Annotated in this window: 12 protein-coding genes; 5 read left to right on the top strand and 7 right to left on the bottom strand. The window is 65.4% G+C overall.

The window, feature by feature from the left end:
* Window positions 1–144 precede the first annotated feature (144 nt).
* On the bottom strand, window positions 145–1140 hold the full coding sequence (locus K9B33_RS21820; RefSeq protein WP_224551220.1) for a helix-turn-helix domain-containing protein: 996 nt from the start codon (window positions 1138–1140) through the stop codon (window positions 145–147).
* A gap of 205 nt (window positions 1141–1345) precedes the next feature.
* On the opposite strand from K9B33_RS21820, the gene K9B33_RS21825 reads away from it, so the two are divergent.
* Window positions 1346–4639: a PAS-domain containing protein gene (locus K9B33_RS21825; protein ID WP_224551221.1), complete on the top strand. Its 3294-nt coding sequence runs from the start codon at window positions 1346–1348 to the stop codon at window positions 4637–4639.
* 103 nt (window positions 4640–4742) lie between these two features.
* Here the strand turns inward: K9B33_RS21825 and K9B33_RS21830 are convergent, their stop codons facing one another.
* Together K9B33_RS21830 and acs are read right to left on the bottom strand one after the other, a co-directional pair.
* Complete coding sequence (locus tag K9B33_RS21830) at window positions 4743–5351, bottom strand: response regulator transcription factor (protein ID WP_224551243.1); 609 nt, start codon at window positions 5349–5351, stop codon at window positions 4743–4745.
* Window positions 5352–5459: 108 nt separating this feature from the next.
* Entirely contained in the window at window positions 5460–7403 is a 1944-nt protein-coding gene (acs, locus tag K9B33_RS21835) for an acetate--CoA ligase (RefSeq protein ID WP_224551222.1), read from the bottom strand.
* A 191-nt stretch (window positions 7404–7594) separates the two neighbouring features.
* On the opposite strand from acs, the gene K9B33_RS21840 reads away from it, so the two are divergent.
* Entirely contained in the window at window positions 7595–8992 is a 1398-nt protein-coding gene (locus tag K9B33_RS21840) for a DcaP family trimeric outer membrane transporter (RefSeq protein ID WP_224551223.1), read from the top strand.
* A gap of 56 nt (window positions 8993–9048) precedes the next feature.
* The gene (locus tag K9B33_RS21845; RefSeq protein WP_224551224.1) at window positions 9049–10719 is read left to right on the top strand and encodes an MFS transporter; all 1671 of its coding nucleotides are present in this window, start codon (window positions 9049–9051) and stop codon (window positions 10717–10719) included.
* A gap of 74 nt (window positions 10720–10793) precedes the next feature.
* Here the strand turns inward: K9B33_RS21845 and K9B33_RS21850 are convergent, their stop codons facing one another.
* The 3 genes from K9B33_RS21850 to ligK all read right to left on the bottom strand — a co-directional run bounded on the left by K9B33_RS21850 (window position 10794) and on the right by ligK (window position 13623).
* A complete protein-coding gene (locus tag K9B33_RS21850) occupies window positions 10794–11666 on the bottom strand; it encodes an amidohydrolase family protein (protein ID WP_224551225.1) in 873 nt (290 codons plus the stop codon).
* A 97-nt stretch (window positions 11667–11763) separates the two neighbouring features.
* Window positions 11764–12825 carry a 4-oxalomesaconate tautomerase gene (locus K9B33_RS21855; RefSeq protein ID WP_224551226.1) on the bottom strand — a complete coding sequence of 354 codons (1062 nt, stop codon included), beginning with the start codon at window positions 12823–12825 and terminating at the stop codon, window positions 11764–11766.
* A 123-nt stretch (window positions 12826–12948) separates the two neighbouring features.
* A complete protein-coding gene (gene ligK, locus K9B33_RS21860; RefSeq protein WP_224551227.1) occupies window positions 12949–13623 on the bottom strand; it encodes a 4-carboxy-4-hydroxy-2-oxoadipate aldolase/oxaloacetate decarboxylase in 675 nt (224 codons plus the stop codon).
* A gap of 142 nt (window positions 13624–13765) precedes the next feature.
* Here ligK and K9B33_RS21865 point away from each other — a divergent pair, with 142 nt between their 5' ends.
* Entirely contained in the window at window positions 13766–14911 is a 1146-nt protein-coding gene (locus K9B33_RS21865) for a LysR substrate-binding domain-containing protein (protein ID WP_224551228.1), read from the top strand.
* Here the strand turns inward: K9B33_RS21865 and K9B33_RS21870 are convergent.
* On the bottom strand, window positions 14877–15143 hold the full coding sequence (locus K9B33_RS21870) for a hypothetical protein (protein WP_224551229.1): 267 nt from the start codon (window positions 15141–15143) through the stop codon (window positions 14877–14879). The two genes, K9B33_RS21865 and K9B33_RS21870, sit on opposite strands and share 35 nt — an antisense overlap.
* On the opposite strand from K9B33_RS21870, the gene K9B33_RS21875 reads away from it, so the two are divergent.
* Window positions 15142–16014 (top strand): NAD(P)-dependent oxidoreductase, encoded by an 873-nt coding sequence (locus K9B33_RS21875; protein ID WP_224551230.1) that lies wholly within the window; start codon window positions 15142–15144, stop codon window positions 16012–16014. The genes K9B33_RS21870 and K9B33_RS21875 overlap by 2 nt on opposite strands.
* The last annotated feature ends 66 nt before the right edge of the window (window positions 16015–16080 follow it).

Genomic DNA, 16080 nt, shown 5'->3' on the forward strand with positions numbered 1-16080 from the left:
GAATTCGGCTCGGATGGAGAACAAAAACGGAAACTTCGAATGGTGGCCGCAGGAGCGGCGCTGGGCGCGATTCTGCTTCCGGCATATAATCCTATGCCTATGGCTGCAAATGGCGCTCAGCGGGCTTCTGGCGAGGTCGTTTTTTCAGGCGTCCGACCAAAGATCCGCGGTTTGCGGATCGGCTAGCGGATCCGGCGATGCTGCAGGGTGGCGAATATGGGTCACCGGGATAGTATAATTGCGGTAGCTGCTCTGCCCCGTGCGCTCCACGAGCAGTCCGGCGTCGGTCGCGATGCTCAGCAATTTGATCGCTCCGGCCGAGGTCACGCCGAGTTGGCGGGTGACGAGCGTGCTGCTGACGACAGGCCGCGACATCGCCAGCATCAAAAGCTCCTTCAGGCGACCGGGCCGACGGCGTGATGCGATATAGGTCGCAGCTCGCTCCGCATAGATACGCAGTCGCGCTTCCTGATCGAGATGGTCCCGGGCGCCTAGCGCAATGGCCTGGAGCCAAAGGCGGTCCAGTTGGGACTGCCCAGCGATCTTCCAGGCGGCGCCGCTGACTTGAAAGCCCAGCGCAACGAGGCCGCCGAAGGATGCATCCCACCGGCCCGGACCGTTGCGATCACCGATCAGGAAGCTGGCGACAACATCCCCTCGACCGATCGGCGCGCGTCGCCGCCATGCCAGCGCCAGATGGGCGCCATGGATCAGGGGCGGGGCGGGGGGCAAGGCGGCCGCTTCCGCCTGCCATTGCGCCACGCGCGGCCGAATGTCCCCGATCGACAGGCCGGGCGTCGCCCATCGGCCGGCGCTGGCGGGCGCATCATCAACGCCCAGCCAATCGAGCAGGCCGATGCTGTCGGTGCGTAGCGTGTCGAGCGTCACCGGCGCGCCGACGGCCTGCCGCCAATGGGTAAGATCGAAGGGTGCGCCGCCGATGCTGCCGTGGCCATCGACGGTGAATGCGTTTGCCTCAACCGATGTGGAGTCGATCCACGCCAGGGCCTGGCGTTCGGCAATGAAGCATCGTATCTTCCAAGGGCGGCGTACCGGACTGAGCCGCCGTCTCTCCTCGATCCGCGCCAGCGCAGCCTGGGCGTCGGCATAAAGGGATAGAAGAGGGGTATCGCCCTCCATCCCATGTTGGAGATATCTGTCAGACGACGATTCATCCATAAATATCGATATCCACAATATATTGTTTTAAATCAATTGTATAGCGCAATATGTTAAACGATAATGGCGTTTAGGCTAGTCCAGTCCTACATTCGATCGGGGCGATCGCCAATCCTCCATCTTTCGAACAGATTGGCGCAGGCGCCCGACCCGCCTATGCCGGGGCATGTCCATCGCCATCCTTTTGGCCATTCTCTATGCCGCGCTGCTGTTCGGCGGCGCTGCATTGGCCCACCGCTATCGCGCCCGGTTGAGCGGATCGCGCTGGCGTGTCCATGCCTATGGGCTGGCGCTGGCCGTCTATTGCACCAGCTGGACCTATTTCGGTGCGGTCGGGAGTGCGGCGACGGGCGGGTGGGACTATCTGCCCATCTATCTCGGTCCGGCACTGGTGATGGCGCTGGGCGGGCGTTTCCTGCGCCGGCTGCATGTCGAGGTGCATCGCGACGGCGCAATCTCGATCTCCGACTTCATCGGGTCTCGCTTCGGCAAGAGCCGCGCGATCGCGGCGCTGGTCACGATCATCCTGCTGTTCGGCACCATTCCCTATGTCGCGCTGCAATTGCGGTCGGTCGCCTTCAGCTTTGCGCTGGTGTCGCATACGCCCGAGAGCACGGCGCCACTGATCGGCGCGTCGGCCGCGCTGGCGCTGTTCGCGATCCTGTTCGGCGCGCGCCGCTATCAGGTGGCGGGGCAGAATGAGGCGATCCTGTTCGCGGTGGCGACGGAGTCGGTGTTGAAACTGGTGGCGCTGTTGCTGGTGGCAGGTCTGGCCGGGTGGCTGCTGTGGAGGATTCCGATAGCGCAAGTGGGAACGGGGATCGCCGTCTTTCGCAGCGGCTTTTCGCCGGGGCGGCTGGATGGCGATTTCATCGTCACGACGCTGCTGTCGATGCTCACGATCATCTGCATGCCGCGGCACTTCTTCATCAGCATCATGGAGGCGCGGGGAGCCGACGACATATTGCGCGCGCGCTGGGGGTTCATCGCCTATCTGCTGGTGACGGTGCTGGCGGTGTTGCCGATCGCTGCCGCGGGCCTGGCCCTGTTAGGCGAAGGAAGCGCGCCGGATCTGTTCGTCCTCAGCCTGCCGCAGCATTTCGATTTTCCGGGGCTTGCGCTGCTGGTCTTCTTCGGTGGCCTCTCGGCGGCGATGGCGATGGTGGTGACGGAAGTCGTCGCGATCTCCAGCATGATCTCCAATGACCTGTTCGCGCCGATCCTGCTGCGTCGCGCCGCCGGCCGTGCGCATATGGGCGAACGACTGCTGTGGATAAGGCGCAGCGCGATTGTCGCGCTGGTCGTCGCCGCCACCCTCTACGCCATGGCGACGCCGTCGACGACCCGGCTCGCTTCGGTCGGGCTGATCGCTTTCGTCGCGATCGCGCAATGCGCGCCCGCGCTGATCTTCGCCGTCTATCGGCCCCACAATGACGCGATGGCGGGCGGGGCCGGGTTGGCGACCGGCTTTGCGATCTGGATGGGAACATTGTTCCTGCCGGCCGTAGATCTGCTACCCAACTGGCTCGACCGCTGGAACGGCGTGAACGCAGTCACGCTCGGCACGGTCATCAGCCTGGGTGGCAATCTCCTGGCCTATATGTTCGTGTCCGCGCGCGGAGTGGGCGCCGCCGCCTTGGTCCGGCAGCGGGGTATCGCACCGATCGGGACGATGGCGGCGCTGGGCGACCTCGTGACGCGCTTCGTCGGGAGTGAAGCGGTCGCCGACGCCTTTGGCGGCCAGCATCTGGAAGAACGGCCGATCGATCGCAGCAGCGCGCGCGCGGCCGAACGGTTGATCGGCAGCGTGGTGGGGGCGTCCTCCGCCCGCGCGATCATGGCATCGGCCATTTCAGGACAGGGCATGGGCTTTGCCGACGTGGCGCAGATGCTGGATGCGTCAGGCCAGTCGCTGCATTTCTCGCAGGGGCTGCTTGCCGCGACGTTGGAAAATATCGATGTCGGCGTCAGCGTGATCGACCGCGATCTCCGGCTGGTAGCGTGGAACAGCCGCTATCTCGACCTATTTCGTTACGAACATGGAATGATAAGGGTAGGGGTGCCGGTCGCAGAGCTGATCCGCTTCAATGCAGAACGGGGCGATTGCGGTCCCGGCGAGGTGGAAGATCATGTCACCCGGCGCCTCGGTCACATGCGCAGCCGCAAGCCGCATAGTTTCGAGCGGCACCGCACCGATGGTCGTGTCATCAAGACGGTCGGCGGAGCGATGCCCGATGGTGGCTATGTCATGAGCTTCACCGACATCACGATCGAGGCGCAGGCGCGGGCCGCGACCGAGACGGCGCGGCGCGATCTGGAACGGGCGGTAGCGCGGCGGACGGCGCAACTGTCCGACGTCAATGCTCAGCTGGCGGAGGCGATGGCGGACAAGACGCGATTCCTGGCGGCGGCGAGCCATGACCTGTTGCAGCCGCTCCATGCCGCGATGCTCTTTTCCGCCGCGTTGCGCCGACGGCTGGACGAGCCGGAACAGGCGATGCTGGCGCGGCTCGACCGATCGATCGAGGCCGCCAACGACCTGTTGCGCGCGCTGCTCGACATATCGAAGCTGGACGCGGGCGGGATCACGCCGCAACCGACTCGTTTCGCCGCGCGGACGATACTGGTCGATGTGGTCGAAAGCCTGCGGCCATTGGCGGCAGAGAAGGGGCTGTCGCTGCGTGTGGGGGCAGGGGATGGCTGGGTGGAGACGGACCGGTCGCTGCTGCGGTCGATCGTCCAGAATTTCGTAAGCAACGCGATCCGCTATACCGAACGAGGCGGCATCGTCGTCGCGGCGCGGCGGCGCGGCGGGCATATGCGGATCGAGGTGCGCGACAGCGGCATCGGCATCGCGCCCGACAAGCTGGACATCATCTTCCGCGAATTCGAGCGGCTGGGGCGTGGGAGCGAGAATGGCATCGGCCTGGGGCTGGCGATCGTGGAGCGCTCCGCCGCGCTGATCGGCGCGAAGGTGGGCGTGTGGTCGCAGGAGGGCAGGGGGAGCTGTTTTGCGATCGGCCTGCCGCGGATCGAGGCAGTAGACGCGAGGCCATTGCCGCCCGAGGGAGCGGTGACGCGGGAAACGAAGTGCCTGCGGCTGCTGGTAGTGGATGACGACAGCGCCAATCGCGCGGCTATGCGCGCTGCCCTGGAGGCCATGGGCCACACATGCATGACGGCATCGGGATATGGCGAGGCGCTGGCCGTGACCGGGACGCTTGACGGCGCGCTGGTGGATTTTGCGTTGGGCGACGAGCGTGACGGGATCGCGCTGATCGATGCGCTGCGCGGACAGCGCCGGAATCTGCAGGTAGCGCTGGTGACGGCGGAGCAGGGCGTACATATGCTGGAGCGGGCGCGGGAGCGGGGCATTGCGATATTGGCCAAGCCGCTGGGCGGGGCGGTGCTGGACCAGTGGATCGCCGGTCTGGGACAGGACGGACCAGGTTCAGTATGAACGGTCCTGTCAAAGACCGCGCCGAGCGACTTGATGCGCGACATAGACGGCAACGCCTGTCTTTGACGCCATAAAGAAGAAGGGGTGAACGGGAATGGAGGCGCTACCGGCCCGCACCCAGACCCAGCGCGCGCGCGGCCAGCGCTGCCTGGGTGCGGTTTTGCACGCCCAGTTTGGCGAGGATCGTGGTCATGTGCGACTTGATCGTGGATTCCGCGACGCCCAGATCAAAGGCGATCTGCTTGTTGAGACGACCATCGAGCACGCCCAGCAGGACGCGCAACTGGGTGGGGGTAAGCGCGGCGACCTTGTCGGCCATGGCGTCCGTTTCGCCGGCGGGCAGGGACGGCGGGCTTTGGCCGCCGAGCGCCGCGGCGATCGCTTCCTCCATGACCGATAGCGGCTGGTCCTTGCCGATGAAGCCGACCGCGCCATAGCGGCGGGCTTCGGGCGAGGCGATCTGCGCCTCCGCGCTGGAGATGACGAGAATGGGGACGGAGGGGCGTTCGGCATGGAGCAGGGCGACGCCCGAAAATCCGGCCGATCCAGGCATTTTGAGGTCGAGCAGGACGAGCAGCAGGTCGCTGGTCGCGATTGACACCTCGACGGCGCGGTCCAGCGTCGCGGCTTCGATGATGCGGGCCTGGGGCGCGACCGCTTCCACCGCCATGACCAGGGCCTGACGAAAGAGCGGATGATCGTCCGCCACCAATATCGCGCCGTTTGTCGTCAGCGTCGGGCTCCTCTCCGAGCGGCCATCTGGCCGATCTGCCACCGCCCGGAATAGGGACTTGCCCCCGAGCGGGGCAAGTTCTTTCGATCAGGCGTTGGCGAGTTGGCTGTCGGCGATCAGCTTGTCGACCACTGACGGATCGACCAGAGTCGATATATCGCCCAATGCGCCGGTTTCCCCTTCCGCGATCTTGCGCAGGATGCGGCGCATGATCTTGCCCGATCGGGTCTTGGGCAGCCCTGGGGCGAACTGGATGATGTCGGGCGTGGCGATCGGTCCGATTTCGTTGCGGACCCAGGCGACCAGCAGCTTGCGCAATTCGTCCGACGGCTCCTCGTTCGCGTTGAGCGTCACATAGGCATAGATGCCCTGGCCCTTGATCGGGTGCGGCATCCCCACGACGGCGGCTTCGGCGACCTTGGCATGGGCGACCAGCGCGCTTTCAACCTCCGCCGTGCCCATACGGTGGCCCGACACGTTTATGACGTCATCCACCCGGCCGGTGATCCAATAATAGCCGTCCGCGTCGCGACGGGCGCCGTCGCCGGTGAAATAGCGGCCCGGATAGGTGGTGAAATAGGTCTGGAAGAAACGCGCATGGTCGCCATAGACGGTGCGCATCTGGCCTGGCCAGCTTTTGGCGATGCAGAGATTGCCTTCCGTCGCGCCCGCCAGCTCCTTGCCTTCGGCATCGACCAGCAGGGGGTGGACGCCGAACAGCGGCTTCGTGGCGGAGCCGGGCTTCAGGTCGGTCGCGCCGGGCAGGGGGGCGATCAATATGCCGCCGGTTTCCGTCTGCCACCAGGTGTCGACGATCGGGCAGCGGCCTTCGCCGACGACGCGATGATACCATTCCCAGGCTTCGGGATTGATCGGTTCGCCGACGCTGCCCAGGATGCGGAGGGACGCGCGGCCGGCCGCCTGCACATAGGCGTCGCCTTCGCGCATCAGCGCGCGGAGCGCAGTGGGGGCGGTGTAGAATATCGACACGTTCCACTTGTCGCATACCTGCCAGAAGCGGCTATGGTTCGGATAGTTGGGGACGCCTTCGAACATCAGGGTGGTCGCACCATTGGCGAGCGGACCGTAGACGACATAGCTGTGGCCGGTGACCCAGCCGATGTCGGCGGTGCACCAATAGACCTCGCCGGGGCGATAGTCGAACACATGTTCGTGCGTCATCGACGCCCAGAGCAGATAGCCGCCGGTCGTGTGCAACACCCCCTTGGGCGTGCCGGTGGAGCCGGAGGTGTAGAGGATGAAGAGCGGGTCTTCGGCGCCCATGGCTTCGGGCGCATGGTTGGTGGCGGCGGCGTCGCGGGCGGGGCCGTAGAAGAGATCGCGGCCTTCCACCATATTGACGTCGGCGCCGGTGCGCTGGACGACGATGACCTTTTCAACCGAACTGCAATGGGCGAGCGCAGCATCGACATTGGCCTTGAGCGCCACCCGCTTGCCGCCGCGCAGCCCTTCGTCGGCGGTGACGACCAGGCGGGAGTCGCAGTCGCGAATGCGGCTGGCGAGACTGTCGGGGGAGAAGCCTGCGAAGACGATCGAATGAATCGCGCCGATGCGGGTGCAGGCCAGCATGGCGAAGGCGGCTTCGGGGATCATCGGCAGATAGAGGGTGACCCGGTCGCCGCGCCGGACGCCATGGCTTGTGAGCACATGGGCGAAGCGACAGACTTCCTCATGCAGCTGGGCGTAGGTGATGACGCGGTTGTCGGCGGGATCATCGCCTTCCCAGATGATCGCGGGCTGATCGCCGCGTGTAGCCAGATGGCGGTCGATGCAGTTGGCGCTGACGTTGAGCTGGCCGTCGGCGAACCAGCTAATGCCGAAATCGGATTCGTTGAAGCTGCTCTCGTCGACTTTGGTGAAGGGGGTGATCCAGTCGAGGCGCCCGGCCTGTTGCCGCCAGAAGGCATCGGGATCGGACGCAGCCAGCGCATGCATGGCGGTGGCTCTCGACGCGGTGATGCGGGCGTCGGCAACCAGGGCAGCGGGGACGGGGTATAGCGCTTCGCTCATTTGTCGAGAACCTCTCCAGCTCTTTGCCCTAGCGTAACGCATGAACACAGGACCGGCATCCTCGACCAAAGTCGGACGGCCTTCCCACCATGGTCCGCCTTCTCCGCGCCCCTGCATCGTCCGCATGATGCAGCCATGGCCGGATCGCCACCAACCCCGCAGAGACGGGTCGATCCGGCGGGAGAGGATATATGGCGCGACCCCCGTCGGCGCAGGCGACGATCGATGGATATTGGCGGCGTAGCGCTGCGATCGGCGCGTTGGCCGCCGCCATCGTCGCCTGGCCGGATGCCATGGCGCAGACCCCGCGCGAGGCGGAACTGGAGGTGCGGTTGAACCAGCTGGAGGCAGCGGTGACGGCGCTGAAGACCGAATTGACGCGGGCGCGGACCGACCAGCAGGCGTCGGCGCACATGGCCCAAAAGGCCGACGATCGCGTCGCCGCGCTGGAGGATGAACCGGCGACGGACGGTTTTCAGATCGGTGGCACGACTTTCAGGATCGGTGGATTCGTCAAGATGGTGGGCAGCGCCACCCGTTATGACGACGGCGCGGTGCCGGGCGGCGCGCTGGGCAAGGAATTCTACCTGCCGCAGCAGATTCCGGTGGGCGGCCGGAGCAGCCGCGACATGATCGGTCATGCGCGGCAGAGCCGCTTGTTCTTCGAGACGGAGACTGTGGTGGGCGCAAAGGCGCTCAAGAGTCATATCGAGTTCGACTTCGGACTGGCCACGGCGCCGGTCGGGGCGCAAAGGGCGACCAATCCCTATACGCCGACGCTGCGTCGCGCCTTCTTCACCTATGGCGACTGGCTGGTGGGACAGGAATGGACGGCTTTCCAGAATCCCGCGCTGCTGCCCGAAACGACCGATTATGTCGGGCCGATGGAAGGGACGGTCTTCGTCCGCCAGATGGTCGCGCAATATCGCCGGTCGCTGGGCGACGGCCTGTCGCTTACCCTGTCGGCGGAGAATCCCCAGACCGAAACCGTGACGCCGGCCGCCGCGGATCTGGTCGATCATGACAATGACAGGATGCCTGACCTGGTGGCCAAGCTCGCCTATGAGGGGGCGGGCGCGGAATGGCATGTCGCCGGTCTGATGCGGACGCTGTCGGTGGACGATGCGGGTGCGGGCGACAGAGCGATGGGCTGGGGCGTCAGCGGCGGGGCGCGGATCGATTTCGGACCGCAGGGGCGGCATGATCTGCGCGTTCTGGCGACCTATGGCCGGGGAATCGGCCGCTATCTGGGACTGGGCGCGGTCGCCGATGTGGTCGATGATCCGGCGCGGGCGAACCGGCTGGGGCTGGTCAGCAACCTGTCGGGCTATGCCGCGGTGAAACTGGGCTGGACCGACAGTCTGCGCTCAACCGTCATGGCGGGCTATCACCGCGCTTATTATCCGTCCGATTTCACGGTGCCGGGGCTGGCGGACAGGGCGGCCTATAGCCTAGCCGGCAACCTGTTCTGGACACCGGTCGAGCATCTCGACCTCGGCATCGAATATCGCCATGCTCAGCGGGACGTCGTCAGTGGCCTCAGTGGCCAGATGGACCGGCTTGAGATGGCGGCCAAATATACATTCTGACTTAGGTTTACGCGATTTCACCTGACGGGAAATCGCTTTTGAAAGGAGAGGGGCTTATGGCGACGACCTGTGACGACGGTCAGCCGAAACATCATGCGGCGAGCCAGAACGAGAAACTCGTCATCGCGGCGTCCTCATTGGGGACGGTGTTCGAATGGTATGATTTCTATCTCTACGGGCTGCTGGCCACCTATATTTCCGCCCAGTTCTTTTCGGGCGTGAACGAGACGACCGGCTTCATCTTTGCGCTGGCGGCGTTCGCGGCGGGTTTTGCGGTACGGCCGTTCGGGGCGCTGGTGTTCGGGCGGATCGGCGATCTGGTCGGGCGCAAGAATACCTTCCTCGTCACCATGGGGATCATGGGCCTGTCGACTTTCGCGGTGGGCCTATTGCCCAGCTATGCCAGCATCGGCGTGGCGGCCCCCATCATCCTGATCATCATGCGGCTGGCGCAGGGGCTGGCGCTGGGCGGCGAATATGGCGGGGCGGCGACCTATGTCGCGGAACATGCGCCGGAGGGGAAGCGCGGGCTTTATACCAGCTGGATCCAGACGACCGCGACCTTCGGCCTGTTCGCGGCGTTGCTGGTGGTGATCGGTTTCCGCTTTGCGTTGGGTGAAGAGGCGTTTGCGGCCTGGGGATGGCGTCTGCCGTTCCTGATTTCGATCCTGCTGCTGGGCGTGTCTATGTGGATACGCTTGCAGCTCAACGAAAGCCCGGTCTTCCAGAAGATGAAGGAGGAGGGCACGACGTCCAAGGCACCGCTGACCGAAGCGTTCGGGCAATGGGGCAATCTGCGCTGGGTCATCATCGCGCTGCTGGGCGCGGTCATGGGGCAGGCGGTGGTCTGGTATGCCGGGCAATTCTATGCGCTGTTCTTCCTGGAAAAGACGCTGCGGGTGGATGGGGCAACGGCCAATATCCTGATCGCCATCGCGCTGGCGCTCGCGACGCCCTTCTTCGTGTTCTTTGGCTGGCTGTCGGACAAGATCGGGCGCAAGCCGATCATCCTGGGCGGGTGCGCGCTGGCGGCGATCACCTATTTCCCGCTGTTCGGGGCGCTGACGAGCGCGGCCAACCCCGCCCTGGCGACGGCGCAGGCGTCCGCGCCGGTGACGATCCTGGTCGACCAGGCGCAATGTTCGTTCCAGTTCGATCCGGTGGGCAAGAACAAGTTCGACGGATCGAGCTGCGACATCGCCAAGGCCTATATGGCCAAGACCGGCATCAGCTACGACAATGTCGAAGCGCCCATGGGCACCCCGGCGGTCGTCAAGGTCGGCAGCGCCAGCTTGGCCGTGCCCGATCCCAAGGCGCTGGCGGGCGCAGAGAAGGCGGCGGCGATCGCCGCTTTCCAGGGCCAGTTGAAGGCGGGGCTGGCGCAGGCGGGCTATCCGGCCAAGGCGGACAGTGCGCAGATCAACAAGGTCGCGGTCGTGGCGATCCTGTGGGCGCTCGCGATGCTGGTGACGATGGTCTATGGCCCGATTGCGGCCATGCTGGTGGAGCTGTTCCCCAGCCGCATCCGCTACACTTCGATGTCGTTGCCCTATCATATCGGCAATGGCTGGTTCGGCGGCTTCCTGCCCACCACCGCCTTCGCCATGGTCGCCGCGACCGGGGATATCTATTACGGACTCTGGTATCCGGTCGTCATCGCGGCGGCGACGGTGGTCATCGGGCTGTTGTTCCTGCCGGAAACCTTCCGCCGGAATATTGACGACTGAGACGGCGAGTTGGACAATTGAAATGAAAAGAGCGGTGCCCACAAGTGCCGCTCTTTTCATTATATATCAATTACTTATACTTCTTCCGGCCAGTAGAGGCGCATCGGGTTGTCGATCAGCAATTTGCGCTGAAGTTCGACGGTCGGCGCGATGCGCGGGATCATGTCGACCAGATGGCCGTCGTCCGGGATAGCGTCCTGCATATTGGGGTGCGGCCAGTCGGTGCCCCACAGGACGCGGTCCTGATAGTCGGCGACCAGCGGTGCGACCGCGTCGGCGAAGGCGTTCCAGGGATCGCCAGCAGGATCGAGCCGGTCGGGGCAGGTGGCCTTGAACCAGATGTCGTCGCGGCTTTGCAGGAAGGCGCGGAAGGCCTGCATGTCGGCGCCGTCCGGCCCCTGGGTCACATCGGGGCGGCCCATATGGTCGATGACGAGGGGGACGGGGATGGCGTCCATGAAGGGGCGTAGTTCTTCGAGGATGTCGGCTTCGAAATAGATGACCACGTGCCAGCCCGCAGGCAGGCGCTTGGCGACGTCGAGGAACTTGTCCTTGGGTGCGTCGTCGACCAGGCGCTTGAGGAAATTGAAGCGGATGCCGCGGATGCCGCCATCATGGAGGACGGCGAGATCGGCATCGGAAATGGCCGGATCGACCACGGCGACGCCGCGCGCCTTTCCGTTCGCCTTTGCGATGGCGTCCAGGGTCGCGCTATTGTCGGTGCCGTGGCAGCTCGCCTGGACGATGACATTGCGGGCGAAGCCCAGATGGTCGCGCAATGCGAACAACATGTCCGGGCCGGCATCTTCGGGCAGATATTTCGCCTTCGCGCTGAAGGGGAAGTCCGCCATCGGGCCGAAGACATGGCAATGGGCGTCGATCGCGCCGGCGGGGGGCGTATAGAGCGGCTTGGAGGGCGCGCCATGCCATGAGGTGATGCGGGTCATTGGTTCCAACTCCGTTCGCCCAGAACATACCGAAGGGCTTGTCTTATAAAAAAAGTGCCGCCCTTCGACAGGCTCAGGGCGAACGGCACTAGTGCGTTCAGGAAAAGACGATGCCGTCCATGAGTTTGCGGGCGGTGCGCAGCATGGCGGCGCTGGTGACGGTGCCGCTATCGTCCAGTTCCATGACGCAGGTCGTTTCGCCGGTCGGATGTTCGACCGAGAGCGTCTTGCGATTGCCGTCGGGAATGGAAGCGACCTCGGCTGCGGGCGATCCTTCGACCAGGCAGGCGGTAGCGACGCTGACCGCGCCAAGCACGCCGATGGAGGCATGGGCGCGATGCGGGATGAAGCTGCGCACCGTGACTGCGCCGCCGTTGCGGGGCGGGGCGACCAGCATCATCTTGGGCACCGACTTGTCGGTTACGTCGCCCAGGTTCATGCGCTCGCCGACGGCAAGGCGGATTTTTTCGATCCGGGCTTTCAGCGCCGTATCATTGTCCAGCGTGTCACGGTCTTCGTAGCCGGTGATGCCGACATCTTCCGCTTTCATGACGACGCAGGGCATCCCGTTGTCGATCAGGGTGACGCGCACGCCCTCCACTTCGTCGAAGGCGTTGCCGGTGGGAAGAAGGGCGCCGCAGGAGGAGCCGGCGGTGTCGCGAAACTCCAGCGGGACGGGGGCGGCGCTGCCGGGGACGCCGTCTATCTTCGCATCGCCGTCATAGCGGACTTTGCCGCCGGGGGTTTGCACCGTGCCGATGGCGATCTGGCCGGTATTTTCCATGAAGATGGCGACGCGGGTTTCGCCCTGTTGCGCAGCGACGAGGCCCCGTTCGATCGCGAAGGGGCCGATGCCGGCGAGAATGTTGCCGCAATTCTGCGCGTCGCTGACCACCGCCTTGTCGACGAAGACCTGGAGGAAGAGATAATCGACATCGACGCCGTCGCGCTGTGACTTTTTCACGACCGCGACCTTGCTGGTCAGCGGATCGGCGCCGCCCATGCCGTCGATCTGGCGCGGGTCGGGCGAGCCCATGACGCGCAACAGGAAGGCGTCGCGGGCGGCGGTGTCGGCGGGCAGGTCCTGGGCGAGGAAATAGCCGCCCTTGGAGGTGCCGCCGCGCATCCATAGGACGGGGGCAGAGGGGAGGGCGCTCATTTACCACCCCCGTTCGGGCTGAGCGAAGTCGAAGCCGTCACCTGAGCGGAGCGAAGAGCTTCACTGCGTTCAGCCGAGCCCTTCGACAGGCTCAGGGCGAACGGGTTTGCATGCACTCTCTCGTCACACATATTTCAGGCCCATTTCTTCCAGACGCGGGCGCATATTGTAGATGTCCAGACCGAGTTCGCCGGCGGCCAGGCGGACGCGCTTGGCTTCTTCGGCGGCTTCGCGGGCCTGCGCCTTTTCGAGGACCGCAGCGGCGTCGGCGCGTGGTACGATGCACACGCCGTCATCGTCGGCGATCACCACGTCGCCCGGATTGACCAGCGCATTGGCGCAGATGACGGGTACGTTGACCGATCCGATCGTGTTCTTGACCGTGCCTTGGGCATGGACCGCCTTCGACCAGACCGGGAAGTTCATCTGGGTGAGGTCGCGCACATCGCGCACGCCCGCGTCGATGATAAGGCCACGGCAGCCGCGCGCCTGCGCCGAAGTGGCGAGCAGGTCGCCGAAATAACCGTCGGTGCAGGGGCTGGTGGGAGCAAGGAGGAGGACGTCGCCTTCCTTCAACTGCTCGATCGCGACATGGACCATCCAATTGTCGCCGGGCGCGGCGGAGATGGTGACGGCGTTGCCGGCGATGCGCGCGCCGGTGTAGATCGGGCGCATGTACGAGGCGAGCAGGCCGGTGCGGCCCTGCGCTTCATGGACGGTGGCGACGCCGCATTTGGCGAGGCCGTCGACGACGCTAAGGTCCGCCCGTTCGATATTCTGGACGACGATGCCGGACATGCTGACCTTCTCCTTATCATGGCGGCGCACGGACCAAGCTGATGGTTGGGCGGCGCGGGACAGGATGGTGGCTGGACCCGTTCGGGGAAAAGGGCAAAAAGGAAATCTGGCCAAGCCATTAGTTTTCACTAAATATGGCAATGTGGACTGGACCGACATCAACCTTCGTCACCTGCGCGCAACCGTGGAAATCGCGGAGCGCGGAACCATGAATGCGGCCGCCGCGGCGGTAAACCTGACCCAGCCGGCGATAACCCAGGCGCTGGCCCGATTCGAAGCCATGCTGGACGTGCCCTTGTTCGACCGGCGCCATGACGGGATGACGGTGACCGATGCGGGCGCGCTGCTGGTGCCGCGTTTCCACGCGGCGCTGGACCATATCGCCAGCCCGCATGTGACGATGGCGCGGTTCCGCGCGCTGATCGCGCTGGCGGATGCGGGCAGTTACCCTGCGGCGAGTGCCGCGACCGGCCTGTCGATTCCGTCGCTGCATCGGGCGGTCAACGATCTGGGGCTGTCGCTGCGGCGGCCTTTGGTGCGGCGGCGGGGCAAGGTGGTGATGCTGACCGATGCCGGTGTGCGGATGGCACGCGCCTTTCGCCTGGCGCGGGTGGAGTTGATGGCGGCGCTGGCCGAACTGGCGGCGCTCAAGGGGCATGAGACGCGCAGCATCGCCATCGGCGCGATGCCGCTGTCGCGCGCGCGGGTGCTGCCCGCCGCCGTGTCGCGCTTTCTGCGGCGGCGGCCGGAGGTGCGCATCACCATATTGGAAGGATCGCGCGCCGAACTGATCGAGCCGTTGCGCAACGGCGCGATCGACATGATGGTGGGGGCGTTGCGCCTGCCGCTGCTGGAGGCGGATTTCGAGCAGGCGGCGCTGTTCGAAGACCGGCCGGTGGTGATCGCGCGGGCGGGGCATCCGCTGGCCGGGACACAGCCCGCCATGAGCGATCTGGCGCGCTATCCCTGGATCATCGCCGCGCCGGGCGCGCCGCTGCGCGAAAGCTGGGAGGCGTTATTCAGCGAACATGGCATCGCTTTGCCGGTCGTGCCGATCGAATCGGGATCCGTCATGACCATCCGGCAATTGCTGATCGACAATGATTTCCTGACCCTGTTGTCACCCGATCAGGTGACGGTGGAACTGGAGGCGGGATGGCTGTGCCGGATCGATACGCCGGTATCGCCCGCCAGCCGATCTATCGGCGTGACAACGCGGGCCTCCTGGCGCCCGACCACGGTGCAGAACGAATTCATGGCCGATCTGGACGCTGTGTCGCAGGGCTGACGGAGTGGAGAATATGCGCGGTCCGGTACACCGCCAGCGCCGGCATTATCGACGCCGGTTGCGACGCAAAGCCACTGCGATCGGCTGATTTTCGATCTGCGTCAAATTGCTGGCGCTGCGTGATCGGCGAGAGGAGCGGTCCGCTCCATACTGTCATATTCAGCGTCAGCTTATGGCTGCGCGGCTGTTCCGATTTGTCGTCGCGCGCATCGACGGGCAGATTCCCCGCCATGACGACCGATATTCTCCTGATCGGATTTGGCGAGGCGGGCAGCACATTCGCTGCGGCTGGCGCGTGGGGAGCGCGCGCGTTGGCGCATGACCGCGATCCGGCGCGGGCCAGCGTGATGGCGCAGATGGACGTCGCCTGTCGCGATCGGCTGGACGACGCGGTGCGGGGCGCGCCGATGATCCTGTCGCTGGTGACGGCGGATCAGGCGCTGGCCGTGGCGCGCGACGCCGCGGCGCTGATCGCGCCGGGGACGCTCTTTTGCGATATGAACAGCGTTGCGCCGCAGACCAAGCAGGCCGCTGCCGCATTGGTCGAGGCGGCGGGGGGCCATTATGTCGATGTGGCGGTGATGGCGCCGGTCGATCCCGCGCGGCTCAACGTACCGCTGCTGTTGAGCGGTGCGCGAGCCGGGGATGCCGAGGCGCGGTTGCACGCGCTGGGCTTCGCGAAGACGCGCGTCGTGGGCGCGGACGTGGGGCGGGCCTCCTCGATCAAGATGATCCGCTCGGTGATGGTCAAGGGGATCGAAGCGCTGACCGCCGAATGCGTGCTGGCGGCGGCGGCGGCCGATGTGCTGGACGAGGTGCTGGCGTCGCTGGATGCGAGCGAGAAGGCGAAGCCTTGGGACGTGCGGGCGGATTATAATCTCGACCGGATGCTGGTGCATGGGACGCGCCGCGCCGCCGAGATGGAGGAAGTGGTCAAGACGCTCGATGGCCTAGGCACTGGCGCTGCGATGACGCGCGGCACGGTGGCGCGGCAGGCGGCGATCGGCGCACTGGGCGTGAAGGCGCCGCCGGAAGGGTTAGACGCGAAGATCGGGGTGATTTCTTCCTCGGTCGTGCCAGCAGGGCGCGAGGCCGCGGAATAGGATGTCGTGCTCCCGCGCAGGCGGGAGCCTAGTCCCGCCGTCCGAACTAGGTTGAAACGAGGCACG

Origin of the sequence: Sphingobium sp. 3R8, assembly GCF_020166615.1 — a bacterium.
GTDB lineage: Bacteria > Pseudomonadota > Alphaproteobacteria > Sphingomonadales > Sphingomonadaceae > Sphingobium > Sphingobium bisphenolicum.